The sequence below is a fragment of the Trinickia sp. genome (assembly GCF_051961175.1).
Taxonomy (GTDB): Bacteria; Pseudomonadota; Gammaproteobacteria; order Burkholderiales; family Burkholderiaceae; genus Trinickia.
In genome coordinates this window covers 12,915-38,228 of the sequence record NZ_JBQCDN010000376.1, presented here as the reverse complement: position 1 = coordinate 38,228, position 25,314 = coordinate 12,915, and the positions used below count along the sequence as shown (strand labels likewise).

The window sequence follows — 25,314 nt, the reverse complement described above, 5'->3', positions numbered from 1 at the left end:
GTGATGGCTTTGAGGCCGACGGCACCTTTGATTTCGATAACCCGCATCTGCTGGTGGACCATTTTTCCTATAAGGGAACGTTCAAAGTGCGAAAGGCGGTCCGCTATCCAGGATCGGGCGGGCTCAGCATCAAGCCTTGGCTGTACACCGAGGCGGCGGTCGCGCATTTTGCGGAGCAAGCCTTGCTGCCGGTCGAGCCTCAAGATACGGTGTGCCTGCCGGGTACAACCCGAGAGGAGTACATCATCACGCTGCCTGAAAAGCTCAAAGTGCTGTCGCTGCCAGATGGGGCCAAGGTCGACAGCACGTTTCTCAGCTATGAAAGCCGCTATTCGCTTGAAGGGCGTGAGCTGAAAGCGTCTCGCCAATGACGCGACCGGAGCCCTGCCAATATCTGCTCGGCCGACGTTTCGAAGCGGATCAGTGAGGCCCTGCGCCCCGTTTTGGACGACATGCGTCAGCAAGTGCTCTACAACCAGGCTGTGGCCATGGATGGATGGCGGCCGTGCACTCGGAGCAAATCAAGCGTGATGTGCATCGAGGCGCCCGGCTAAGCACTCATTCGCGCGATACACCCCGCGACGGTCACCCCGTACCACCTTCCTCTTGCCGCCGATACATCGCCGCCAGCTTATCCTGCTGATTTGGCGGCACGGGATCGTAGTGACTGAGTTCAATACTGTAATTCCCATCCCCACCGGCCATCGCATTCAAGCGAGATTGATACTCCGCCAACTCGGACAGCGGCACCTTAGCCGCCACCGCCACCATATGTCCCCCAAGCGGACGCGACCCCTGCACCTGCGCGCGCCTGGACGATAGATCGCCGATGATGTCCCCCATCGCCGTTTCGGGCGCCGTCACCTCAAAATCGACGATAGGCTCCAGTAAAACCGGCTGCGCCTTGAGCACGGCGTCGATAAACGCTTTCCGCCCCGCAACAACAAATGCCACTTCTTTCGAATCGACAGGATGATGCTTGCCGTCGTGCACCGTCACGCGAATATCCTGCATCGGGAAACTCGCAAGCGGCCCGCTTTCGATGACCTGAAGAATGCCTTTCTCGACGGCCGGCATGAATTGCCCCGGAATCGCGCCACCTTTGACCGCATCGACAAATTCATACCCCGCGCCCCGCGGCAGCGGCTCCACGCGCAACATGACTTCCCCGAACTGCCCAGCTCCGCCCGTTTGCTTCTTATGCCGGTGATGGCCTTCGGCAACCGAGCCGATCGTTTCGCGATAGGCGATCTTCGGCGGACGCGTGATAACAGGCAGCTTGTATTGGTCGGTCAGCCGTTCAAGCATGTGACGGAGATGAAGCTCGCCAAGCCCCCGAACGACGGTTTCGTTCGTGCCCACCGGATGTTCGATACGCAAGCAGGGATCCTCGGCGGCCAGCTTCTGCAAGATTTCCCACAGGCGCTGTTCATTGCCGCGCCGTTCTGGCTCGATCGCGAGCGCGTATATCGGATTCGGGAAGGCCAGCGGGGCGAGATGGATGTTGCCGTCTTCCGGCGCATCGTGCAGCACTGCGTCGTAGGCGATTTCGTCCACTTTCGCCGTCGCGCAAATATCGCCTGGGCCTGCCTTGACGATGTCGATATGATCCTTGCCTTGCAACCGCATGAGGTGCGCGACGCGAAAGGGCTGGCGCGCGCTACCGATATACAGTTGTCCGTCGCGCCGCACCGTCCCCTGGTGGATGCGGAATACCGCCATTTTTCCAATATATGGGTCGACGACGATTTTAAACACGTGGGCGAGCACGTGTCTTCCGGCATCGGGCTGCGCTTGCACGGTTTCCCGGTGATCGTCGACGTCGCGATAAAACAAAGGCGGGTTGCCTTCGAGCGGGTTAGGCAGCAAGCGAACGAATACGTCCAATAGCGCCTCGATACCCGCACCCGTCGCCGCGGACGTGAAACAGATCGGGATTAAATGCCCCTCGCGCAGCGCTTGTTCGAACGGCGCATGCAGTTGTTCGGGTCTGATCGCCTGGCCTTGCTCCAGGTAAAGCTCCATTAAGCCAGCATCCAGTTCCACCACCTGATCGACCAGCGCATCATGGGCGGACGCCACCGACAGGAAATCGGCGTCACCCGAAGGATTGAAGAAGCAATCGACAACCTCATGAGCTTGCCGCGCGGGCAGGTTGATCGGCAGGCATGTCTTGCCGAATGTCTCCTGGATCTGTTCGACGAGCAACGGCAGATCGACTTTCTCCGCATCGATGCCGTTCACGACGAGGATCGTGCAGAGCTTGCGCGCCTTGGCCCACGCCATCATGCGGCGCGTCGTCATTTCAATGCCGGTGCGCGCATTGATCACGAGAGCGACCGTTTCCACCGCGGATAGGGCGCCGAGTGAAAGCCCCGAGAAGTCCGGATAGCCGGGGGTGTCGACGAGATAGACGCGCGTGTCCTGGTAATCGAGGTGCGCGACGGCCGAACTGAGGGAGTGGTGGTACTTGCGTTCGAGCGGATCGAAATCGCAGACCGTTGTGCCGCGCTCGATGCTGCCGGCGGCGTGAATCGCGCCGCTGCAGTGCAGCAGCGCTTCGATCAGCGAGGTCTTGCCGCAACCGGCGTGGCCGACCAACGCGATGGTACGAATGGCTTCAGGTGGGTAGTCCATTGTCGCCCCGTCCAGCGATCGCGATGGGGGAATTATTGGCGAAAAAGCATCGCGCCGCCACCCGGCACTGCGCCGATATGCGGGCTCGGATACGGCCCCGGCCGGCGTTGGGCATGGCGCACCGGGCCGACACGGCGCAAGTGGGACGGATCACGACCGTCCATACTCCAGGCCACGTTAACCTTCCGCCCGCAACGCAACCTTATCGGAACCTTAAGCAACGGGGCGATTTGTGATTTTTGGAAGAGATTCCATAATTCACTGAGATATTGGAGTCTCAATAATTATTAAATTTCGGATCTTTCTTGAGCTAAAAGAAGCTTGATCAATTCGGAGGTGTAATTTTCTCGTCCGACGAATACATAACAATTGTCAAATGCCGCATCGGTGGAAGTGCGAATCCATTAGCTATGTGGCAACTTCCTGTGTCGCCGGACTCGATACTTCCGGTGAATTTCGCCAAGATTCGTAGTCGATGGCGCCAAACTTTGAAAATGTGGAAAATGCGGCGGGCACCATGACTTCAATCGAGGCACGAAACTTGTGCTTCCGCTTGACACACAATCGGTCGCTTACTAAATTTCATTTCAAGTTAAAAATTTTATAATGATCGTGGAAATCGAGATGATGCCTGCGGGCAGGATAAATTGAACGGGAAGCCGCATCGGAATACTGACCTGCTGAAAATAAGAAGGGTGCGCCGAATGCTGCAAGACGACGAGATTTTCGCGTCTTGCAGCGAATCACAGGGGAAAGCATTGCAGTATGGGCGGCGGCGAAGTCGCCGCCGGGGCGTCGTATCGATTGCGAGGCACCTGACATGGATTGCGATTCGAAGCAAAGCATCAATCGCAGCAGTGCGCGCAGCACAACGCGGGTGCGACGCTCGGCACTCCATAGGCCCGATCCGCGCCGGCCGTATCCGATTTACGCAAGGGTGCCGCGAGTTTCATTTCACTTCGCGTCGTATGGCGCGAAGTCAAGGTAGTCGTCTGATTCACTGGGTTTGAGATGCGGGTTTGAGATTTCGGCCAGCTCGTGGCCGAGGGATGCGCGTAGGCAGATTTTGTTCGATGTTGCGTTGCACATATTTAGACAGGCCGGTAATTCCACTGTGGTCTGTGCTGTTGCTTCAAGTTCGACACGTTTATTTATCAAAGCAAAAACCGAGGGCGTAATATGAGCGAATTCGTGCGGTATGGTGATCTCATCGTACTGGAAAGCTGCGAGTGCGACGAACATTTGTTCCTGGGAATCGTCCCCCGCAATGTCGGCAGGCGTCACCCGTTGCTCTTGTCGACGGAAGTGGCCGAGGCGGACAAACACCCTGGGAGCGATTACCAATGGCGCGTGCTGCCGTCCATCGGCGGTAAACGGAAGTGGGGCGATCCAATTGCATTCGCGGACCGCATTCGTTTGCAACTTGTCGACGACAAAGGGCAATCGCGAATGCTCGCGGTCAGTCATTTGGACGACCGGTCAATCATGGCAGAAAGACGGCCGGCGCGAATGGACGCGTGCACTTGGCTGCTTTCGTATTCGAGCGAACTCGCCATTGCCCGCGATGGGCGCGCCACGCCGGCCGGGGAATTCTCTCCCCATGTGAAATATGGCGCGGTCAACTATGTCACGCTGGTCAACCGTGCCGGCTACCTCGGTGCAATGGACGACCAATTTCGCATCTTGCGCAAACGCACTGTCCTCTTCGACGATCTGCCCGAACGCGGCAAGGCCGTATGGTGGCGGGTACATCGGTCGGTGTCGGAGGTCGTTCCGGTCGTCCGGCACGAGCCGCGCACCATGCCGGCGTATCAGGGGCCGGCGCGTGTCCTGTCGGTGGTTTAGCTGCGTCCGCGACACGCGACTGCCGAGGCGCTTGCGGCCCGCTCGCGTCCCGGCAGCGGCACGGTTAATGCGGGTAGGCGACCACCTCTCCGTCAACGGATACCCGGACGAGCGTGCCGAGGGCCGGCACGCGGTGGCCCGGCACTCGGGCGTAAACCATGTCATTGCCCAAAGGCGCCGAGGCGCGTTCGAGCCGCAGGCTCAAGCGCGCGTCGTGTCCATAGAACGTCACCGCCTCAACGTGGGCGAGGCACCGGTCATTCCCGGAGGAGCCCTCCGAAGCCTCTTGCAGGGTGACTTGGATTTGCTCGGGCCGAATCATCACATCGACGGGGCCACTTGCCTGCCTATCCGGATCGGACAATTTCAGCCGCCCAAGCGCGCATCGCACCTCGCCTTGTTCGACCGTGCCGGGGAGCAGCAATGCTTCGCCGACGAACGACGCAACCTCGCGCGAAACCGGGCGGCGGTAAAGCGCGTCGGGCGTCGCGGTTTGAATCAACCGGCCGTCCCATAGCACGGCCACTTCATGCCCCATCGAAAGCGCTTCAGATTGGTCGTGCGTAACGAGCACGGCGGTCGCACCCGCGTGCGCAAGGGCCTCCGCAACGGCCTCCCGGGTTTCCGCGCGCAGCGACGCATCGAGCGAGGAAAACGGTTCGTCGAGCATGACGAGCGAGGGCGATGGGGCGAGCGCGCGTGCAAGGGCTACACGCTGCTGCTGGCCACCGGACAATTGGTGCGGCGGCCGATCGCGGCAAGACGCCGGCAAACCGACGAGCGCCAGCAGTTCGTCCACACGATAGCCCGCGCTACGTTGTTGACGGGGCAGACCGAAGACGATGTTCTGCGCGACGCTCAGGTGCGGAAAGAGCGAGCCTTCTTGCGAGACGTAGCCGATGCGCCGGGCCTCGGCGCGGACGTAGATTCCTTCTCCTTCTACTTGACGGCCGCCGATTTCAATCGTCCCGCGGCTTGCGCGCTCGAACCCGCAGACGGTCCGGAGCAGTGTCGTTTTGCCGCTGCCGGACGGACCGAGCAGGGCGAGCAAGCTGCCGTTCGCGACCGAAAGATCGACGCCGCGCAGCACGGCATGGCCGCCGAATGCCTTGTGCAGGCCACGTATCGTGAGGTCGCTCATTGGAGTGTCATGGCCGGCGGCCGAACAAATCGTCGCATGTCAGAAGTCGGCGCGCGCCGCGACGGACCGCCCGAGGAAGGTGAATAGCAGGGCCGATGCCCCGAGCGAAATGCCGACGAGCAACGCCGCGTAGGGCGCCGCTGCGGCAAAGGCGAGTGTTGCCGTATCGCTCCATACCTGTGTGGCTAGCGTATGCGTATCGAGCGGCGAAAGCAGCAGTGTCGCGTTGAGTTCGGTGACGACGGAGATGAATACCATCGTCGCTGCCGCCCCGAGGCCGGAACGCGCGAGGGGCAGCAGGACGCGGGCGAGGATGGGCACCGTGCCGAGCCCCAGCGAGCGAGCGGCTTCTTCGAGTTTCGGCTGAATCTGGAGCAGCGACGCACGAACGCTCACCAGCGCAAGCGGTAGGAACAGCGTCGCATAGGCGGCCACCAATAGCGTCGTGGTTTGATAAAGCGGCGTTGCGACCCGCACGGCCAGCGAAACCAGCGCGAGTGCGATCACGAGCCCCGGCACGCCTTGCGCAAGTAGCACGATACGCTCGAGCCACGCGGCATATCGCCCGGGATGGCGCACGAGCAGAAAGGCGAGCGGGAGGGCGAGGGCAGTGGTGACGATCGCCGCGTTCAGGCCCAAGCTCACCGACGTCTTGGCGGCCTCCAGCAGCGACGCAGCCGATACTTCGGTTGGCGTCACCGCGGCCGCGCCGTGCTGGGTCAGCCAGTAGCCGATGGTCCCAAGGGGAACGCCCAAGGTCACGATACTGATCAGCGCAAAGCCTGCAAGCACAGGCCAGCGCCAATGGCCGAGCGCATATCGCGATACCGCGCGGCGGGTGCCGCGATCGATCCGAGCGTAGCGCGCGTGGCCGCGTATGCGGTGTTCGAATGCGATACAGGCGAGCCCGAGAACAATCAGCACGCAGGCAAACATCGATGCGCCGCCGCCGTCGAAGCTCGTGCGGTATTCCGCGTAGATCTCGGTTGTAAACGTACGAAAACGCAGCAGCGAAAACGCGCCGAATTCGGACATGACACCGAGTGCGACGAGCAACATTCCACCGAAGAGCGCGGGGCGAAGCTGTGGCAGGACCACGCGTAGAATAATCTCCCGCCGGCCACAGCCGAGCGAGCGCGCCGTTTCCTCGAGCGCCGGGTCCATTCCACGCAGCGCAGCAGCGACAGGCAAATAAACAAGCGGGAAATAAGTGGACGTGACGACGAGCAGCGCGCCGCCAAAGTCTTGCAAGTTCAAGCTGAGTGACACCCACGCATAGCTTGCGATGAACGGCGGCATGGCGAGCGGCGCTACCATCAGCCCAGCCCAGAGCTTGCGCCCCGGCAGGACCGTGCGTTCGACGAACCACGCCGCCGATGTGCCGATCACGGCGGACGCCGCCGTCGTGGCGACGGTGATCAGCGCTGTGTTCGCCAGCAATTCGCCCACGAGCGGACGCAGCAGGAGATCGAGTGTATCGCCGATTCCGAAGGTGATTGCCCGCCATGCGGTGAAGCCGATCGGCAACAGGACGAGCAGCGCAGCCAGCGTGGCCGCGATCGACAACGCGCGAGGACGATGCGAATGGTCGCGTCCTCGTCGCAGTGATTGGCTTTGGCGCGCTCGCACTGCCGCCTGACTCATTTACAGCAGGCCTGCTTCGCGCAGCAGCTTGGCGGCTTGACTGTCGTCGCCGAGTTGTTCGACCGTCAGAGCGGGCGGCTGCAATTCGTTGAAGGGCTTGAGCATCGGATCGGGCGCGACGCTCGCGTTCAGCGGATATTCGTAGCCGATATGACCTGCCGCCATGAGCGACTGAGCGTTTTTGCCGACGAGGTAGGCCAGGAAGCGTTGTGCGCCGGCCGCGTTGTGGGCGCTTTTGAGCACTGCGGCACCCGAGACGTTGATGAGCGCGCCGATGTCGCCATGGCCGAAGTGGTGGATTGCGCTGCGCACTTTGTCTTTACCGAGTTCGGTGTAGAGGCGATCCCAGTAGTAGTTATTGATGATGCCCGTTGCGACCGCGCCGCGGTTGACTGCGGCAACGACGCCTTCATCGTCGTCGAAGATTTGCGCGTTGGTCTTCAGGCCCTTGAGCCAGGCCAACGTCTGGTCATGCCCCTTGGCGGCGAGCACGCCGCTCACGAGCGGAAGGAAATCGGAATCGCTCGGTGCCACGCCAACCTTGCCCTTCCATTGCGGCTTTGCCAGGTCCATCAACGAAGCGGGTAGTTGGCCCTGCGGCACCAACGTGGTGTTGTACGCCAAGACGTCTTCGCGTGCGAATACGCCCACCCAGTTGCCGCTCGGAGAATTGAAGCGGGCGGGCACCGTTGCCAGCGTTGATTTGTCGACGGTACCGAGCAGGCCCTTCTCCTGGAGGAGCATCAGTTCGGGCGAGTTTTCGGTGAAGTAGACATCGGCCGGCGTGGCCGAACCCTCGGCCACGAGCTGTGCCGCCAGTGCGGGGCCTTCGCCGCTGCGGATATGAACCGTAATGCCCGTTTCCTTCGTGAATTCCTTGGCGAGCTGCCCCACCAATTGTTCGTGTTGGGCGTTGTACAGGGTGATGGACTCGGCGTGGGCGAAGCAGGGGGCGCTGCCGACAGCCGCGACTGCGAGCGTGGCGACGATCGTCTTTACGCGTTTGCCAAATCGGGATTGCATCATTTCGGTTTTTCCAGGGCGTGATGGTTCAATCGCGGCGAGTCTTTCCCGCGGCGATTGTGATCATGTTGATCGAAGTATTCAAGCGTCGAACAGGCCGGCACCGATGAACGATCCCGGCTTCGCGCCGGGCGGGCACGCGAAGATCGCACTGCCGACGTGCGTCGTGAACTGATTCATCAGGTCGAATTTCGCGAGCTTCTCGTTGATCGGAACGAAGGCTGTGCGCGGATCGCGCTGGTGGGCGATGAACAGCAGGCCAGCGTCGAACTCGGTTTCCTGGCGCCAAGGCGGCCAACGTTCGATGTAGAAGTCCGTGCTGTCGTTGTAGGAGTAGGCACGACGCAGCAACCGCTGGCCGTCGTTGCTGCCGGGATTCGAAAGACGCACGTGTGAGTTGTCCGGAATCACCGGGTTGCCGTCTTTATCGACGGCGTCGAGATCGACCGGATCGAATTCGTGCTGTTTGCCGATCGGCGCGCCGCTGAGTTTATGCCGCCCGACCACCTGCTCTTGAAAACCGAGCTGCATCCGATCCCAGTGTTCGAGCGTGATGCGAATGCGTCGAACCACGGTATAGGTACCGCTTTGCATCCACGCCGGACCTTCGGCACCGGCCCAGACGAATTGCGCCATCAGCGCCGGGTCCGAGGGCGCGGGATTGTTGGTGCCGTCTTTGAAGCCCATCAGGTTGCGTGCCGTTTTGCCGCGGGCACCCGATAGGAAACCGGCTTGGCCCCAACGCATTTGAATGGCGCCGTACCCGATGCGCGCGAGCTGGCGCACGGCATGGAAGGCCACCTGCGGATCATTGGCGCAGGCTTGGACGTATAAATCGCCGCCCGATTTGGCGGGCAGGAGCTGATCGCCGTTGAAGCGCGGCAGGTCGATCAGGGCGGCGGGGCGCCGGCCAGCCAAGCCGTAGCGGTCCTTGCCTTCGTGCATGAAGAGGCCCGGGCCAAAACCGAATGTGATCGTGAGGCCAGCAGGGCCAAGATCGAGTGCTTCGCCAGAATCGGCAGGCGGGTTTTCGTCGCCCCCATCGCCCGGTTTCTCGGGACGGGCCGCTTCGCCACGCGTCATCCGCGCCGCGGCGTCGGTCCATTCGCGCAGGAGGTTGATGACATCGGCGCGCTTGTCCGTCGTCAAATCGAACGCGGCCGCGTACGTGTGGCGCTGCTGCGGCGTCACGATGCCGCTTTGGTGCTCGCCGAAGAACGGCTCGGTAGCCGTCATCGGGTCTTGCTGAGCCTCGGCGCGATGCGCATGGGCAGCCGCGTGCGCTGTCGTGGCCGCACCCAGTGCGCCCGCTGCGGCTGTGGCGGCGCCGGCCTTCAGGAAGGCGCGCCGTGCAGCGTGTTTGGGCGAGGTGTCGTCGTGTGCCATGTCACTTCGCCAATACGAGTGTGTTGACGTCGTCTTCGACATAGTAGAAGCCGTCGCCTTGCGGCGTCATCGCGATACCGAACAAGTCGCCGCTGCCCGGCGGGGATTGCGCCTTGTCGGTATCGATCCAGCGCGCGTAGAGCTGCGTCGCGTTCGCCGGGTCGATTTCGACGACTTGTCCGTTCAATGCGTTCGTGACGAGCAGATGGCCGTTCGGTGCCGTGGCCATCGCGAGGGGGCGGTGCAAGAAGCCATCGGCCGTCAGTTGGCGGCCGACACCGGCACTCGTTTCGCGCGTCATCGGATCGTCGATCACGGTGATGCGGTTGCCGATCGCATCGGAGACGAACAATTGCTTTTGATCGCTCGATAACGCCAGCCCCGTCGGCCCGACCAGGAAGACGCCCTTATCCGCCTGGGCGCCAAAACCGCTGGCGACCACCGTTTGCTGTTTGACGACGGGCGCCTGGCCGGGCTTGATCTCCAGATCCAGACGCAAGACCGTCGACTGCTTGAATACAGGCACTTCGCCGTCCGGTCCCGGGTTCGCGCCGCCGACACCGAAGCCGGCGTTGCTGACGAACAGCGTGGCGGTATCGCCGTTGTCGACGACAGCCATATTGCCCCACGGATCGTTGATGTTTTCGCTCGTCAGCGTGGACGCAACCTTGCCGCTGCTGTCGAGCACGATCAGACAGCCGGCGCCTTTCGTCGCGGTGGTGCCGTCGTTGCTCGGCGTGCTGCCGACGATGACCCAGCCCGATTTGAGCATCGTCATCGCTGTGGACAGGCCGATGCCGCCAGGGCATCCTTTCAAGTCGCGCGGGACCGTCGCGAACACCGACATCTGTTTCGTATCGGGGTGGTAATCGACGATTGTGCTGCCTGTGCCTTGCAGATTCGCTGCGTTATTGAAGTTGCCGACGAGCACGTCACCGGCTTTGACCGTGCCCACCGAAGCCGGTGCGACCGCAATCGCGTACGGGTTCTGATCGCCGTTCTCAGGTACCGTGTTGATGAGCGTCGTGTGCCGATGGATCGTTTCGAGAAACCCTTGCGGCGCCGCCTGCGACACGGTCGAAACAAGCGCGAGGAGGGCCGCAGCCGTGACGGCGCGGGCAATGGGGATGAGTTTCATGTCGGGGCCCCGGCGAAATTAGAAGGTGATGGTGGTACGCACGCCGACGACGAACGTGTTGCGCAGCGTTTGTGTCGGATCGGCGGGGCTTTGGCCTGCGCCCGCGTTGAACGTGTATTGCGCGTCGCCTTGCAGTACCCACCACGGCGTGACCTGGTATTGATAGGTGGCTTCGAGCGCCGTCTCGCTGCCGCGCACCCTGTTGCCGCTGTCGGCGTCAAGCCCGGCTGCATGGTTGCCCACCTTGATATAAGCGAGGCCCAGGCCGACGCTGTCGTTATCGCGGCCCTTGAACGGCGCTTTCATGACGACCCCGACGTTCGCGCTGACGCTGACAAGGTTGCGGTCGCCCGGTGCGCCCATCACGCGCGCGAATACGCCGATGCTGCGCGGCGAGTCGGGGTTCGGGCGCCACACCATTTGATCGGCCACCGCGTAGAAGCTGTAGTCGCCTTTGTGCTGAGCGGCGGTACCGGTGGTCGAGTTCGCCAGCGAGACGCCCGTATTGTCGAAGCGTTGATCGGCGAATCGCTCGTTGTTGTACCAGACTCCGACCTTATAGGTGCCGGGCAATCCGCCGCCCTTGCCGAAGTCCATCTGGCCTTCGCTTGGCTGATTGACGGCATACTGCAACTCGCCGATAAACAGCGCACCGTTGTGCAGATTGAAATTCGTGCCGCTGCCGTTGAGGCGTTGCGAGTCGCCCACGCCGGGTGCCGGATTGCCGTCGAAGACGCCTGCCAGCGCCGTGAGAGAGGGCGTGATCTGGCCGCGTACGCGAACGCCGAGCGCCGACAACGGATAAGCGGGACCACCGGAAGGCATGTCGTAAGAGGGCAGGCCGGCCCAGCCGAACATCGTGTTCACGAACGTGTTCGCGTACGTGCTGACCATGAACTCTTGATCGAGACTTTGCTGCCCGACCTTGAAATCGACGCGGCCGTTGAGGAGCGACTGCTGATACCAGAGCTCCCAAAGGCGAGTGGTGTCGTCGGCTTCGATGCCACTTGCGGTGTTCAACGTGCCGAGGTTGTACTGGCTCAGGTTGTGACCGTGAATCTGCAAGCCGCTGACGTTGAACGTGCCGCCGGGCAGCCCGAATGCCTTTTGCGTGTCGATACTGACGGTGGCTGTCGTCAAGCCGTCGTATGCACCGCCGGTGGCGAGCCCGCCGCGCAGGTTATAGAGGTACTCGCTCGTTTCCGTCATCGTGAACGTTGCGCCGTACTTGCCGATAAACGGGCGCAGGCCACCCATATCGCCCAGCAGCGTTTGGCGCGTGGCAAGGCCGGTCCATTGATTCGTGGGTTGCGCTTGGATGCTGAGGTCCGCTTCTTGATCCTGCGGCAGTGCATCGGGCGAAGCGGCGGCAAGGGCCGCGCAGGAAGCGAAAGCGCTCCAGGCGAGAACGGCGCAACGCGCCAACGGGCGGGCGTTCTTACGCGCGGCTGGACTGAACCTCATCGAAACTCCTCTTGTTGTTCGGCAAGATGACGCACGCGGTTTGCCGGCACAAGGCAGAAGTGCCGGCGCACACTCTCGCTGTTGTTCGGGGCGATATGTGTAATGGGAACGGATTGTACTGATTAAAACTGGAAATGAAAATAGGAATGCGAACCGTTCGCATTTGTTGTTTGTGTGAATATTTCAATTTGCTTTCGGCTCGTTCTTGTATTCTCTTGTTCTTGAACTCTTGAACGTCAGTCACGATACGGCCACCGCGGCACGCGCCGGCACGCAAAACGCGCGGCGCTGCGCACGACTCGCACGTGTGTTCAGAGGCCCAAGTCACTCAATTCCGGATAGTCATCGGGACGGCGGCCCAGCGGCCAACGAAACTTTCGCTCCGATTCCTCGATCGGCAGATCGTTGATTGACGCGAAACGGCGTTGCATGAGGCCGTCTTCCCCAAACTCCCAATTCTCGTTGCCGTAGGAACGGAACCAGTTGCCGGAATCGTCGTGCCACTCGTAGGCGTAGCGCACGGCAATCCGATTTCCGCCGAACGCCCACAGTTCCTTGATCAGGCGATATTCGTGTTCCTTGTTCCATTTGCGCTCGAGAAACGCCTGCGCTTCGGCGCGATCGTTCGCAAACTCCGCGCGATTGCGCCATTTCGTATCGAGCGAATAGGCCAGAGCAACCTTGGCGGCGTCGCGGCTGTTCCAGCCATCTTCGGCCAGCCGGACTTTCTCGATCGCCGTTTCCCGTGTGAACGGCGGAAGCGGTGGGCGAATGTTTGCAGGCGAAGACATCCAGGGATCTCCTTTGAGAATGGCGGAAGCGGTAGGGGGAAAGCGTACACCGCACCCGCAGGGCGTTGATCAATGGCCCTCATCCTCATCGGGTATCACATCCAGTTCGGCCATCCATGCAGCGGCCGTCGAATCGCTCGGCGCGCGATAATCGCCGCGCGGCGATAGAGAGCCGCCGGAGCCGACTTTCGGGCCGTTCGGCAAGCAACTGCGCTTGAACTGCTGCCCGCCAAAAAAACGCTCGAGAAAGATCCCGAGCCAATGTTTGATCTCGCCGATATCGTACCTGTGCCGCTTGGCCTCGGGTAGATCTGGCCACGATCCTGACGTGACGTCATGCCATGCCGACCACGCTAAAAATGCGACCTTCGAGGGCCGATAGCCGAAACGCAACACATAGTAGAGATGGAAGTCCTGCAACTCATAAGGCCCCACCGTGTCTTCGCTTCGCTGAACGTCGCCCGTCGTGCCCGCAGGAATCAGTTCGGGACTGATCTCCGTATCGAGTACGTCAAGCAAAGCGGCGCTCGCCTCGGCGCCGAGTGTGCCCCATTGCGCGCTGCGACGGATCATGTATTGAATCAGCGTTTTCGGCACACTGGCATTCACGCCATAGTGCGACATATGATCACCGACACCATATGTGCAATAGCCCAGGGCCAACTCACTCAGGTCGCCGGTGCCCACTACCAGCGCACCATATTGATTCGCCATCCTGAATAAATGACTGGTCCGCTCTCCGGCCTGCACATTCTCGAACGTCAGGTCGTGCACCGGCTCGCCGTTCGCGTAGGGATGGCCGATGTCTTCCAACATGCGCAGGCAACTCGGACGAATGTCGATTTCGCTTGCCTCGCATCCAAGCCCCGCGACGAGGCGGCGTGCTTGATCGAGTGCCCGCTCGCTTGTACCGAAGCCGGGCATGATGCAAGCGATGACCGCCGTGCGCGGCAGTTGCAACGCGGCGACGGCGCGCATGCTGACGAGCAGCGCTTGAGTCGAATCGAGCCCGCCCGATACGCCGATCACCAGCCGCGACACCTTCGCTGCGCGCATGCGCGTCACCAGCCCTTGCACTTGGATATCGTAGATTTCGTGGCAACGTTCGTCGCGCCGAGCCGGATCGGATGGTACATACGGAAAGCGCTCGTACGCGCGCTCGAGCGGCAGTCGAATCGTGCGCGGAAAGACGGCCGCTAGCGTGACAGTGCGAAACCGCGCGCATGTCGTTCGATGAGCGTAGGCGGCATCGCCGAATGTCGTTTGACGCATGCGTTCGCTGGTTAAGCGGTCTAAGTCGACGTCGGCGATCACACATTGCGACGCATCGAGAAATCGTTGCGTTTCGACTAACCGGGTGCCGTTTTCGTAAACCAGGCCGTGTCCGTCCCACGCCAAATCGGTTGTCGATTCGCCGTAACCGGCAGCGCTGTAGGCGTAGGCCGCCAGACATCGTGCCGATTGACTGCCGACGAGTTCACGACGGAAGTCGGCCTTGCCCACGGTCACGTTCGATGCCGAGAGGTTCAGCAGAACTGTCGCGCCGGCCAAGGCCGCGAACGATGACGGTGGGATAGGCACCCACAAGTCCTCACAAATTTCGATGTGAAACGTGAGCATCGGTTGTTGTTCGAACCGAAACAGCAGCGCACAGCCGCAGGGGACGTCCGGTAGTCCGAACAGCGAAATGGAGTCGCGCAATAACCGGTCGCCTCGCGCAAACTGCCTCGGCTCGTAGAACTCGCGGTAATTCGGCAAATACGTTTTTGGCACGATGCCGAGAAGCCGGCCGCGATGCACGACGGCCGCGCAGTTGAACAGCAAACCATCCATTTCGAGCGGCAAACCCACAATTGCAACCGTGTTGACTTCGCGGGACGCGAGCGTGACCTCCTGCAGCGCGGCGAGACACGCGTCCAGCAGTGCGCGCTGATGGAATAGATCGTCGCAGGCGTAAGCCGAGAGTCCAAGCTCGGGAAACACCGTCAACGCGGCGTGACGCCCATCGGCACGGCGCATGAGTTCGATCGTTTCCTTGGCGTTCGCCTCCGGATCGGCCACATGCGCGCGTGGGACGCCCACGGCAATGCGAGCGAAGTTGTGACGGTACAAGTTGAAGAAGCTCGGCGCATGCGGCATGACGATCATCCTTGCACGGTGTTACCGATAACGAAGCAACGGCGCGTTCGCGCAGTGCGGTGCACTGGCAGCCGGACGGTCCGTGCTTCTATTGATATCAGATCGTCGCATCACCCGCAGGTCAATCCGGCGCCGCCGATCGATGCGCGGCCCAATATCTCATGCAATGGTATCGATATTCGGCGGAAAAGACGGGTGGCCGACGCCTGCGCGCCCCCCCGCCGGATTTCGTCATTGCTTTCGAAGTTTGACGACCGTCAATGCGCCGTTCACTTCGTCCGCAATGAAGTCGACCTTGTCGCCGGCCTTCACCTGCGACAGCAGCGCCGGATCGTTGACTTTAAACACCATCGTCATGGCTCCCATGCCAAGGTTGTCGAGCGGACCGTGCTTGATGGTCAGCTTGCCGGCAGCCGTGTCGACCTTCTTAATTTCGCCATGCGACATGCTGTTCTCTGCGTCGGCGCTTTGCTGTGCGGCGCTGCTCGTGTCCGCATGACTCATATCGCCAGCGGCATGCGACGTGGCGGAGAATGCCATGGCACAGCCCATTGCAAGGGAGGCTAGTGCTTTCTTTAGTGCTTTTTTCATCGTGCTTACTCCTGGGTTCAAGTGGTAAAGCAGAGCGTCGAGCTTGGCCCGACCGCATTGCGTCAATCAGCTGTCCGGCAGCTCACCGGTGTATTCATACGCGACCGTCCCCTTCGGATGCTTGAACCAGCCTGGGTCGCGGTAATCGTTTCGCCCGAGTCCCTGCCGGACTTTGACGACGGTGAACATGCCGCCCATTTCCACGGGGCCGAATGGTCCCGTGCCCGTCATCATCGGCAAGGTGTTGTCCGGCAGCGGCATTTCCATCTCGCCCATCGCACCGCCGGTGCTGCCCATCGCCATGTAGTCGGGCACCAGCTTTTCGATGCGTTCGGCCAGGTCCTTCTGCGGCACGCCGATCATGTTCGGGACGCTGTGTCCCATCGCGTTCATCGTGTGGTGCGACTTATGGCAATGAAATGCCCAGTCCCCCGGCCGGTCCGCGGTGAACTCGATCGCGCGCATCTGACCTACCGCGACGTCCGCTGTCACTTCGGGCCAACGAGCCGACGGCGGAATCCATCCGCCGTCGGTACCCGCTACCTCGAAGTGGTAGCCGTGCAGGTGAATCGGGTGATTCGTCATCGTCAGATTGCCGAACCGGATGCGTACGCGATCGCCGGCCCGCACCGGCAACGGATCGATGCCGGGGAACACGCGCGAGTTGAACGTCCACATGTTGAAGTCCGTCATCTCGTTGACGCGCGGCGTGAAACTGCCCGGGTCGATGTCGTAGGCGGCCAGCAGAAATACGAAATCGCGATCGACCGGCATCACGCTCCGATCTTTCGGATGGACGATGAACATGCCCATCATGCCCATCGCCATTTGCACCATCTCGTCGGCGTGCGGGTGATACATGAACGTGCCGTGATCCTCCAGCTGGAACTCATAGACGAATGTCTTGCCCGGGGGGATATGGGGCTGCGTCAGCCCGCCGACCCCGTCCATGCCGTTCGGCAGCCGCATGCCGTGCCAGTGGATCGTCGTGTGCTCGGGCAGCCTGTTGGTGACGAAAATGCGAACCTTGTCGCCTTCCACCGCCTCGATCGTCGGGCCGGGCGACTGACCGTTGTAACCCCAGAGGTTCGCTTTCATGCCGGGTGCCATTTCCCGTACCACCGGTTCGGCCGTCAGGTGAAATTCCTTCCAGCCGTTTTTCATCCGCCACGGCAACGTCCAGCCGTTCAACGTCGCGACCGGCGTGTAGGAGCGGCCATTGGGTGGAACGAGCGGCGGTTGAGTCGCCGCTTTCGACATCGTTGGCGCCTCAGGCAGCGAAGCGGCACCGGCCTTGCTGACCATCGCGGCACCGAGGAGTGCGGCCCCCGAGCCGCTCAGGAATTGTCGACGAGACACCATGCTATTGACCTTCCGAATGGGTGAGGGGCGGCGGCAGGCGCCCGCCCAGCGCTTGCTGGAGGTCGGTTTCCGCTAACCAGTAATCTTTGAGCGAATCGATATAGCTGTTCACCGCCGACGCTTGCTCGCGCGAGTCCGCAAGCAGGTCGAACACGCTGGCGAGCATGCCGTTGTAGCGAAGCAGCAGTTCGTCGGAGATCGTCTTGCGAAGCGGCACCACCTCGTCGCGATAGTGCTTCGCGATGTCATAGCTGGTGGCGTACGCCGAGTACGATTCCCGGACTTCCGAGCGCGCGTCGATCGCCGTTTGGGCCAATCGGTTCACCGACTGCATGTAGACCGCCTGCGCGCGCGCAACTTTGGCGCTGCCGAAATCGAAAATCGGAATTTCGATACTGATTTCGTAGCCGCGCTCGCGGCCTTTGTCGGTCTCGTAATTGTTGAGGTAACCGACATCGAGCGCGTTGACGAACCGCGTGGCTTTGCTCAGCCCCAGCGACGATGCGACGCTTTGGGTCCGCAGCTTGGCCGCCTGGATGTCCAGACGGTTCTGGATGGCAAACTGCTCGAGATCCTGCAATGGCGGACGATCTTTGGGCAGGTCCGGCAGATGATCCGGAAGGGCGTATTGCGCGCTGGTTCCCCACACGCCCATGGTTCGCGTCAGTTTCTCTTTCGCCGATCTGGCCTGCTGTCGCGCCTTGGCCGCCTGGGCGACCGAGTCCGCATAAAAGGCTTGCTCGCGCACGTAATCGAGCTTGCTGAAGTTTCCGGCCTGCCGCATGCGTGAAGCCAGTTCCGCACTCGCGTCCGCGGAGTCCTTGATCTGATCGGCGTAGTCGGCGGCTTGGCCGGCGGCCACCGCGTTGACATACGCACGGCGTGCCTCGGCCGCCACCTTCAACATGGCATCGGCCGTCTCGAGCTTCGTTTGTTCGAACCGTCGGCTCTCGATGTGCGCGGCCAGAGGCAGCGTCAGCAGGCTCAGCACGTTGGCCGAGAACGCGCGCCCGATGTTCAGATCACCGTTGTTTGCGCGCGTGCGGCTGAAGCTGAAACCAGGATTGGGCAATCGTCCAGCTTGCACCCGATCGGCTTCGGATAGCCCCAATTCGGCATACGACGCCTGCAGGCCCCGATTGTTCAGCAGGGCGACTTGCACCGCGTCGTCCATCGACAGCGGCTTGGAAAGCAATTCCTGGGTCTGCTTCGCCACTGCGTCGCGATCGGCATCGGTCTTGATCAGGATTGCCTGCTTACCGAGCCGCTCCTTGGCAGTCGACGATACAGCGTTGAACCCGCCGTCCTTGGAGAAGGGGGTGCAGCCGGCGAGCAGCACGATGACGGCGATGCCCGCCCCCATGCGCGGGGAGACGAAGCGGCGCGTCATCTGGCGGTCTCCTCATGCTGCGAGTGACTCGACGTTTCACTGCCCGTTGGCTGGCTCATGGCGCCGCCGTGCGTCATGCCGCTCATGCGGGGCCTGTCTTGGACCGCCTGATTGAGTTGTTGCCATGTCGGGTGACCGGCGTCGCTGTATGGCCGATAGCCGGCGAAGGCGGACGGAACCCGGATCGCCGGAACCGAGGCAGCGGGGTCCGCAGGGTCGGGAATGGGCGTAGTGCCGTGCACGAGCGTCGGCAATGAGGCCGCCGCGCCAAGCAGTGCCGCAGAAATGAGTCGCATAGATATTCTCGTCGTCAATCAGCCGGCGGGTCCACGCGGGACCGCCAGCACGAATGGCACATCGCGGGTATTAACCGCGGCGGAAAATCAGACGAGGGTGTTGCGAGGAGGGCGCTCGATGCCGTCGGTCAGAAAAGACACGACACCGGCCGAAGGGGGAATACGTGTGATGACGCGCATGGCGTTCAAGCTCGCCGCAACGACAGGAACGGCCGGCAAGGCTGTCCCGAAGCAGCAGGATGCGCACGTCGAACAGGAATGCGCGTGATGGCTATCGCCGTGGTGAGGAGGGTGACCATCGCCGGCCAGCGCCACCCGGTGCATGTCGTGATGGTGGTGCTCGGACATGTCGTGCCCGGCGTGCAGGGCGGGCGTCTTGGCAGCGTTGGCATGTGCGGAAACGCATTTCATCGAGACAGCCGCAAACGACTGAACCGGCAGGCTCAGTGCCAACAGCACGACGATGAAGAGTTTGCGCCAATATGCCATGGGTGCAGAGTCTAGCACGAGGCGTTCGGCACGATAAGTTTTAGAACGTGTCGGTGTAACCAGGGGTTGTTTCGCTGGCGCGAGGGCAGGGGACGAAGGACACGCAGACGAAAAAAAGGCCGAACGAAGCGCTCGGCCAAGCCGTCGATCAGACAGGATCGCGGGGGACTTCAGCAGAAAAAGGCAGGGCGGCCGGGCGATGATGCGCCCGGTCCGCCGTTGATTCCTCGCGTGGACACGCGATTGTGATCGCTGGACTGACCGTTACCGCACCCGCGCGGCACGCGAGCGGCGGATATGATCGAAGAACACGGCCAGCAACAGAATGCCGCCGCGAATCAGATACTGATAGAACGTCGGCACGTTGAGCAGGCTCATCGCGTCCTGCACCGAACCCATGATCAGCACGCCCACGAGCACGCCCGAGATCGTCGCCACGCCACCGGTCAGCGACACGCCGCCCAGCACGCAGGCCGAGATCACACCGAGTTCGAGGCCGACCGACGTTTTCGGATCGCCAAGGCTCATCCGCGACGCGAGCATGACGCCCGCGAAGCCCGTCACGAGCCCTTGCAGCACGAACACGAGGATCTTGATGCGCATCACGGGCAGACCCGCGAGCAGCGCGGCTTCACCGTTGCCGCCCACGGCCAGCACGTTCTTGCCGAACACCGTCTTGCGCAGGATGAAACCGAACACGACGAAGCCGACGATGTTGCTCCAGATCGGATACGAAATGCCGAGGAACGAGCCGCCGCCAAGATCGAAGAAGCGTTCCTCCGCAATCATGACCGCATCGCCGTTCGACACGATGAAGGCGAGGCCGCGCACGACTTCCATCATGGCCAGCGTCACGATCAGGGAGTTGATCCGGTAGCGTGCGACCAGAACCCCGTTGACGAGGCCGACCGCGCCGCCGGCAATGACGCCGCACGTCACGCCGAACAACACGCTATGCGTGGCCGTGATGACCGTCGACGCCACGACACCCGACAGCGCCACGATCGAGGCCACGGAGAGATCGACCTCCCCAAGCGCGAGCACGAACATCATCGTGACGGCGATCGAGCCGATCAGCGTGACCGACAGCAACAGGCCCTGCATGTTGCGGCTCGTCAGGAAGTCGGGCACGGTGAAGCAAAGAACGACGAACAAGATCGCGAACACCATGACGATGCCGGATTTGTTGAGCAGGCGCCACGTTTTGGCCGCGTACGCTGCCGGTCCGCTCGGAGCGGTGAGGGTTTGAGGTTGTTGCATGGTCTCGTCTCTTTCGGTGCCGCGCTCGCAGGGGCTGCGGGCACGGCCAAACAATCAATACTAATGCTTAGGATTCGATCCGCTCATTGAGGCAGAGCGAGCTTGATCAATTGATCGGGCGTTGCCTCGGCCTTGGGCAGATCGCCTACCATGCGGCCTTCCTTCATCACGATGATCCGATCCGCCACGCCGATGACTTCCGCCAAATCGCTCGAGACCATCAACACGGTCCGGCCCGCTTCGGCCAACCCGTACAGCAGCTCGTAGATCTGCGCTCGTGCACCCACGTCGATACCGCGCGTCGGTTCATCCATGACGAATACGTCGATCTTCTCGGCGAGCCAGCGCGCCAGAATGACCTTCTGCTGGTTACCGCCCGATAGCGTGCCGATCGCCGTGTCGCCGTTACGCGTCTTGATCGACAGTTTGTCGATGTACTCGTCGGTCAAATCGCGTTCGCGTCGTTCGTTGAGCAGCCATTTCGCAAAGCTCGAATGACGTCGCGCGCTGATGTTCATGTTGTCGGACACGGAAGCAATCGCGACAATGCCTTCTTGCTTGCGGTCTTCCGGGCACAGCGCAATCCCTGCGCGTACGGCATCGCGGGGCGTCAAAAAGCGCATGCGGCGGCCGTCGAGTTCGATATCGCCCTGGCTCGGCCGCACCGCGCCGCATACGAGCTTCATCAGTTCCGATCGCCCGGCGCCCACCAGGCCGAAAAACCCGAGGATTTCGCCTTTACGCGCGCTGAACGACACCGGCTCGGACAGCCCCGGGCCGAGCAGCCCGTTGGCTGCAATGCGGACGTCACCCATCGAACGGGCGCGATACCCGTAGACGTCGCGGATCGAGCGGCCGACCATCGAACTGATCAACCGATCGCGTTCGAGCCCGTCGACAGTCTCGAATGTCTCGATCGAGTGTCCGTCGCGGAAGACGGTCACGCGATCGCACAGTTCGTACACCTCGTCCATACGGTGCGTCACGTAAATAATCGCGCGGCCTTCCTGACGCAAGCCGTTGATGATCTTGAACAGCTGCTTCGTTTCCCGTGCCGAGAGCGAGCTCGTCGGCTCGTCGAAGGCAATGACACGCGCATCGCGCATCAAAGCCTTGCCGATCTCGATCATTTGCCGCTGGCCGATCGAGAGGTTCTTCACTTGCTCGCGCGGATCGATACGCTCACCGAGACGCGCCAGCGTTTCGCTGGCGCGCTCGATCAACTCACGCTCGCTGAGCACGCCGAGACGGCTCGGCAGTTGGCCGAGCATGAGGTTCTCGGCCACAGTCAACTCGGGAACGAGATGCAGTTCCTGATAGATGATGGCGATGCCGGCTTCGATCGCCGCCTTCGTCCCGGAGAAATGCTGCTCGATGCCGCCGAGCATCAACGTGCCCGACTGCGGCACGTTCACGCCCGAAAGCACCTTCAGCAGCGTCGATTTCCCGGCACCGTTCTCACCCATCAGGCCGTGCACTTCGCCGCCGCGCACCGCGAACGACACACGATCGAGCGCTAGCACGCCGGGAAAACTGACGGTGATGCCGTCCAGCTGCAGGTAAGGCGAGGCCGCGTCAGTGTCCGGCTTCTGAACGGGGGCTGCGCCCGCTACGATAATGTCGTTCGCGTCATGCATGACGTTTAAATCCCCAGTTCCTTACGCACGGCCACCCAGTTGTCGCGCGTCATCAGCTTGCCCGTCGTTTGCGTATCGGCCGCCGGTTGCTTGCCCGTGCGGATCCAATCGATCAGGTTCTGCGCGGTTTGCTTGCCGTGGTTCGTCGAGCTGACAGCGATCGTGCCGTAGAAGCCCGTCGGTTCCTTCTTCTGGAACTCGGCGAACGCTTCGCCTGCGCCGTTGATGCCGACACCGATCACGTCAGCCGACGGAATATGCAGCTGTTCCGTCGCGCGCACGCCGCCCAGCACCGATTCCTCGTTCAGCGCAAAGATCACCCACTTCTTGATGTTCGGGTGTTTGGACAGCACGGGCGAGGTGGCCACGAAGCCGCCTTCGTCGTCGGTCGTCTTTTGCGGCGCGTCGAAGATGTTTTCCTTCTTGAAGCCGTTCGCGAGCAGCGATTCCGTCGCGCCATCCGTGCGCAGCTTGGCCGTCGGCAGCTCATAGTCGGAGATGCGGATCGCGCCCACTTCTTCCGGCTTCCAGCCGCGGCGCTTCATCTCGTCGGAGATGGCCTGGCCCACTTGATTGCCGATCTTCGATGCGGACATGCCCAGATGCGGCACGTCGGCGAGCGGCTTGCCGGCCGAATCGACGAGCTGATCGTCAACGGTCACGAACTTCATGTTGTACTTCTTGGCGCGGGCTTGAATGGCCGGTCCAAGGCGGACGTCGGGCGCGCAAATGACGAAGCCCTTGGCGCCTTGAGCGCCGAGGTTGTCGATCGCGCTGAGCACGCGCTCGCCATCGGGCGTGCCGATATTGACGACGCTGACGTTGTCGGCCTTGCCGACCGCCGTGGCTGCCTTCTGCTCGTTGATGAACCATGCCTGCTCGGGCATCTTCACGAGGAAGCCGATCTTCAGCGGCTCGTCCGCGTGGACGCCAAGCGGGGCCATGAGGGGTGCGGCCAGGAGCGCGGCCATGGTGGCACGCAACGTGAAGCGGCGAAGCTTGCTGGTCATACTAGTCTCCTTCTTGTCGGCCTATCTTAGGCCGTGTTGTGAAGCTGAAAACCTGTGCATCTAAACGAATACGAATAGATCAGGACTACGCGATGCTCGACGAAATAACCCCGTGGTCGATCGTCCAGCAATCATGGGCACAGCAGGGCGGACCGGCATCGCGATGCCGGTCTGATCCGGACTGGCGCCGGGACTCACCTCATTCGATGAACGCTTCGACGATTTCCCGTTTCCCGAGCAGGAACGCATCGGCAACGAGGCTGAGCGGCCGCGCATCGACATCGCGCTCGCCGCGCAAAATCAGGTCGTGCCAGCGGCTGTAAAGCGACGGATACTCGTGCACGAAGCCCAACGCGACGTCACGCTCGTCGATCTGCAGCCGATTGCCGCCTTGGGACAACAGCAACGTGCCATCGGCCGTGCGCACCTCGATCTCCCACAGTTCCTCGGGACCATGGCGCCAGTCGAATTCGACCCGCATCGGCACGCCGGCCGTATCGGTCAACTCAAGATCGGCCGCGATCGGCATGGCCTTGTTCGCGGGAATGCTCAGCGTCGACGAAACCAGGGCGACTTCGCGCGGCAGAATCTGCGTGATGATCGACAGCGCGTTGATGCCCGGATCGAAGACGCCGAGACCACCGGGTTCCCAGATCCACGCTTGACCCGGGTGCCAGCGGCGCACGTCCTCTTTCCAGCGCACATGCACGTGGCGGATATCCTGCGTGGCGAGCCAGGTACGGGCCGCTTCGACGCCAAGCGCATGCCGCGAGTGCCACGTCGTGAAGATCGTCTTGCCCGCGGTGGCGGCCATCTGATCGAGCGCGCGAACTTCGCTCAGGCACGCACCCGGCGGTTTTTCAAGCATGACGTGCTTACCGGCGGCCAGCGCGGTACGCGCCTGCTGGAAACGCGGAATCGGCGGTGCGCACAATGAAACGGCCTCGATACCCGGCTCGGCTTCGAGCAGGGCTTCCAGCGTCGGATAGTTGCGCACACCCTCAACCGAAGCATTGCGGCTCGCGCAGGCGACCAGGTCGAAGCGCGGATCGGCCGCGATTGCCGGCAAATGCTGGTCGCGGGCGATTTTGCCGACACCGACGAGAGCGATCGAAATCTTTTTCATCGAGTTCTCCGCGCTTACCGGCCCCAGCGCAGCGCGAGCGGGTTCGCTTCACGCGCGAGTTCGAGCAATTCGGCGCGCGTGGCCGGCGCCAGCGGCTCGAGCGGACGACGAACCGCGTCGCTCTTGATCACACCGCCTTCCATCATGACCGTTTTCGCGGCGCGCAGGCCGCATTGACGGTTTTCGTAATTGACCAGCGGCAAAATGCGCGCATAGCCGGCCCGTGCCTCGTCGCGTCGGCCCGCACGAAAATCGTCGAATACCGTGCGGATCAGATCCGGCAGTAATGCGCTCGACATCGTGCCCGTTGCGCCGGCATCGAGATCGGGCAGCAGCGTGATCGCTTCTTCGCCGTCGAACGGGCCTTCGATCACGTCGCCGCCTGCGGCGATCAACGCGCGCAGCTTGGCCGCGGCTTGCGGCGTTTCGATCTTGAAGTAGCGCACGAGCGGCAGTTCACGCGCGACGCGCACCAGGAACGGCACCGACAACGTCACGCCGGAGAGTGGCGCGTCTTGAATCATGACGGGCACATTGGCCGAGGCTGCCACCTGAGCGAAGAAATCGAACATGGCGGTTTCGTCGACACGCAGCGTCGCCCCGTGATACGGGGGCATCACCATGATGATGCTCGCGCCCGCTTGTGCAGCGCGCTTTGCGCGTTCTGCCGCGATCTGCGTGCTGAAGTGGCTGCACGTCACCATGACAGGCACGCGGCCGGCCACATGCGTCAAGCACAAATCGACGAGCACGTCGCGTTCGGCATCGGTCAGCAGGAACTGCTCGGAGTAGTTCGCAAGAATGCAGATGCCGTCCACGCGCTGGTCGATCATGCAATCGAGCACGCGGCGTTGGCCGTCGAGATCGAGTTCGCCGGTTTCGGTAAACGGCGTCGGTGCGACGGGGTAGAGGCCCGAGAACGGACGGGTCGATGCGGTCACTATT

At 62.0% G+C, this 25,314-nt stretch carries 23 protein-coding genes; 2 read left to right on the top strand and 21 right to left on the bottom strand.

Translation table 11 applies throughout. The features are described 5' to 3' along the window. On the top strand, positions 1-371 hold a 371-nt coding region (locus ACTHL0_RS21640), incomplete at its 5' end, for a hypothetical protein (RefSeq protein WP_440568949.1). A gap of 214 nt (positions 372-585) precedes the next feature. Here the strand turns inward: ACTHL0_RS21640 and fusA are convergent. From fusA to ACTHL0_RS21625, 3 genes are all read right to left on the bottom strand, one after another. Then, a complete protein-coding gene (fusA, locus tag ACTHL0_RS21635) occupies positions 586-2,637 on the bottom strand; it encodes an elongation factor G (RefSeq protein WP_440568948.1) in 2,052 nt (683 codons plus the stop codon). A 582-nt stretch (positions 2,638-3,219) separates the two neighbouring features. Next, positions 3,220-3,459: a hypothetical protein gene (locus tag ACTHL0_RS21630; protein WP_440568947.1), complete on the bottom strand. Its 240-nt coding sequence runs from the start codon at positions 3,457-3,459 to the stop codon at positions 3,220-3,222. A 132-nt stretch (positions 3,460-3,591) separates the two neighbouring features. Then, a complete protein-coding gene (locus tag ACTHL0_RS21625) occupies positions 3,592-4,104 on the bottom strand; it encodes a hypothetical protein (RefSeq protein WP_440568946.1) in 513 nt (170 codons plus the stop codon). Between the two features lie 42 nt (positions 4,105-4,146). On the opposite strand from ACTHL0_RS21625, the gene ACTHL0_RS21620 reads away from it, so the two are divergent. Continuing rightward, positions 4,147-4,482 (top strand): hypothetical protein, encoded by a 336-nt coding sequence (locus tag ACTHL0_RS21620; RefSeq protein ID WP_440568945.1) that lies wholly within the window; start codon positions 4,147-4,149, stop codon positions 4,480-4,482. A 64-nt stretch (positions 4,483-4,546) separates the two neighbouring features. On the opposite strand, the gene ACTHL0_RS21615 is transcribed toward ACTHL0_RS21620, so the two are convergent. The 18 genes from ACTHL0_RS21615 to ACTHL0_RS21530 all read right to left on the bottom strand — a co-directional run bounded on the left by ACTHL0_RS21615 (position 4,547) and on the right by ACTHL0_RS21530 (position 25,313). Beyond that, on the bottom strand, positions 4,547-5,623 hold the full coding sequence (locus ACTHL0_RS21615) for an ABC transporter ATP-binding protein (protein WP_440568944.1): 1,077 nt from the start codon (positions 5,621-5,623) through the stop codon (positions 4,547-4,549). A 39-nt stretch (positions 5,624-5,662) separates the two neighbouring features. Further along, positions 5,663-7,267, bottom strand: a complete 1,605-nt coding sequence (locus ACTHL0_RS21610) for an ABC transporter permease (RefSeq protein WP_440568943.1) — start codon at positions 7,265-7,267, stop codon at positions 5,663-5,665. Then, positions 7,268-8,293 carry an iron ABC transporter substrate-binding protein gene (locus ACTHL0_RS21605; protein ID WP_440568942.1) on the bottom strand — a complete coding sequence of 342 codons (1,026 nt, stop codon included), beginning with the start codon at positions 8,291-8,293 and terminating at the stop codon, positions 7,268-7,270. Between the two features lie 78 nt (positions 8,294-8,371). Further along, complete coding sequence (gene efeB / locus ACTHL0_RS21600; protein ID WP_440568941.1) at positions 8,372-9,676, bottom strand: iron uptake transporter deferrochelatase/peroxidase subunit; 1,305 nt, start codon at positions 9,674-9,676, stop codon at positions 8,372-8,374. 1 nt (position 9,677) lies between these two features. After that, complete coding sequence (locus ACTHL0_RS21595) at positions 9,678-10,814, bottom strand: hypothetical protein (RefSeq protein ID WP_440568940.1); 1,137 nt, start codon at positions 10,812-10,814, stop codon at positions 9,678-9,680. Positions 10,815-10,832: 18 nt separating this feature from the next. Then, complete coding sequence (locus ACTHL0_RS21590) at positions 10,833-12,278, bottom strand: carbohydrate porin (RefSeq protein ID WP_440568939.1); 1,446 nt, start codon at positions 12,276-12,278, stop codon at positions 10,833-10,835. A 311-nt stretch (positions 12,279-12,589) separates the two neighbouring features. Then, positions 12,590-13,069: a nuclear transport factor 2 family protein gene (locus ACTHL0_RS21585; protein ID WP_440568938.1), complete on the bottom strand. Its 480-nt coding sequence runs from the start codon at positions 13,067-13,069 to the stop codon at positions 12,590-12,592. A 69-nt stretch (positions 13,070-13,138) separates the two neighbouring features. After that, a complete protein-coding gene (locus ACTHL0_RS21580) occupies positions 13,139-15,208 on the bottom strand; it encodes an NAD(+) synthase (RefSeq protein ID WP_440568937.1) in 2,070 nt (689 codons plus the stop codon). 231 nt (positions 15,209-15,439) lie between these two features. Beyond that, entirely contained in the window at positions 15,440-15,799 is a 360-nt protein-coding gene (locus tag ACTHL0_RS21575) for a copper-binding protein (protein WP_440568936.1), read from the bottom strand. Between the two features lie 66 nt (positions 15,800-15,865). Beyond that, on the bottom strand, positions 15,866-17,161 hold the full coding sequence (locus ACTHL0_RS21570) for a multicopper oxidase domain-containing protein (RefSeq protein WP_440568935.1): 1,296 nt from the start codon (positions 17,159-17,161) through the stop codon (positions 15,866-15,868). Position 17,162: 1 nt separating this feature from the next. Further along, complete coding sequence (locus ACTHL0_RS21565) at positions 17,163-18,551, bottom strand: TolC family protein (protein WP_440568934.1); 1,389 nt, start codon at positions 18,549-18,551, stop codon at positions 17,163-17,165. Continuing rightward, positions 18,548-18,847 carry a hypothetical protein gene (locus ACTHL0_RS21560; RefSeq protein ID WP_440568933.1) on the bottom strand — a complete coding sequence of 100 codons (300 nt, stop codon included), beginning with the start codon at positions 18,845-18,847 and terminating at the stop codon, positions 18,548-18,550. The genes ACTHL0_RS21565 and ACTHL0_RS21560 overlap by 4 nt, the downstream gene beginning before the upstream one ends. Before the next feature lie 87 nt (positions 18,848-18,934). Next, positions 18,935-19,336 (bottom strand): hypothetical protein, encoded by a 402-nt coding sequence (locus ACTHL0_RS21555; RefSeq protein ID WP_440568932.1) that lies wholly within the window; start codon positions 19,334-19,336, stop codon positions 18,935-18,937. A gap of 264 nt (positions 19,337-19,600) precedes the next feature. After that, on the bottom strand, positions 19,601-20,596 hold the full coding sequence (gene araH / locus ACTHL0_RS21550; RefSeq protein ID WP_440568931.1) for an L-arabinose ABC transporter permease AraH: 996 nt from the start codon (positions 20,594-20,596) through the stop codon (positions 19,601-19,603). Positions 20,597-20,679: 83 nt separating this feature from the next. Then, a complete protein-coding gene (gene araG, locus ACTHL0_RS21545; RefSeq protein ID WP_440568930.1) occupies positions 20,680-22,233 on the bottom strand; it encodes an L-arabinose ABC transporter ATP-binding protein AraG in 1,554 nt (517 codons plus the stop codon). A gap of 5 nt (positions 22,234-22,238) precedes the next feature. Then, on the bottom strand, positions 22,239-23,243 hold the full coding sequence (locus ACTHL0_RS21540; protein ID WP_440568929.1) for an arabinose ABC transporter substrate-binding protein: 1,005 nt from the start codon (positions 23,241-23,243) through the stop codon (positions 22,239-22,241). A gap of 199 nt (positions 23,244-23,442) precedes the next feature. Then, positions 23,443-24,369 carry a Gfo/Idh/MocA family protein gene (locus ACTHL0_RS21535; RefSeq protein WP_440568928.1) on the bottom strand — a complete coding sequence of 309 codons (927 nt, stop codon included), beginning with the start codon at positions 24,367-24,369 and terminating at the stop codon, positions 23,443-23,445. Positions 24,370-24,383: 14 nt separating this feature from the next. Next, positions 24,384-25,313, bottom strand: coding sequence for a dihydrodipicolinate synthase family protein (locus ACTHL0_RS21530; protein WP_440568951.1), 930 nt, complete (start codon positions 25,311-25,313; stop codon positions 24,384-24,386). Position 25,314: the final 1 nt, after the last annotated feature.